General features: G+C 59.3%; 1 rRNA gene. It reads left to right on the plus strand.

The features are described 5' to 3' along the window. A 16S ribosomal RNA gene (locus E1300_RS49660) occupies nt 1–86 on the plus strand; the annotation flags it as partial. Nucleotides 87–572 lie beyond the last annotated feature (486 nt).

Genomic DNA, 572 nt, shown 5'->3' on the forward strand with positions numbered 1-572 from the left:
GGGAGCGGTCGAAGGTGGGGCCGGCGATTGGGACGAAGTCGTAACAAGGTAGCCGTACCGGAAGGTGCGGCTGGATCACCTCCTTTCTAAGGAGCACAAACTGGCTCGGACCGACTCCTTCGGGAGTGTTCGGGTCGGTGGCCGTCTTTGGCAGCGAGTGTCTGTCAGGTGGCTGCTCATAGATGTGGAGCACTGGTTATTCATCGGCCGTTCGTGCGGCTCGGCAAGTACCGCCCCTTCGCGGGGAGTGGGAACGGCGAGTCCGGGCGGGGGGTTCGGTGGACACGCTGTTGGGTCCTGAGGAAACGGGCACGTTTCTTCGGACTGCGGGACCAAGACCGCACCTCCTCGCGGGGGTGTGGTTTTGGTGGGCCCGGTTGTTTTTTGAGAACTGCACAGTGGACGCGAGCATCTCTGGTAGATGATGACGCCTTGCTTGGGGGTTTCGGCTTCTGGGTTGGGTGTTGTTGTTTATCTGCGATTTGTTTTGATCGTTTTGTGTGTTCAAGTTTTTAAGGGCATACGGTGGATGCCTTGGCATCAGGAGCCGATGAAGGACGTGGGAGCCTGCG

Origin of the sequence: Actinomadura fibrosa (assembly GCF_900659615.1) — a bacterium.
GTDB classification, from domain to species: domain Bacteria; phylum Actinomycetota; class Actinomycetes; order Streptosporangiales; family Streptosporangiaceae; genus Spirillospora; species Spirillospora fibrosa.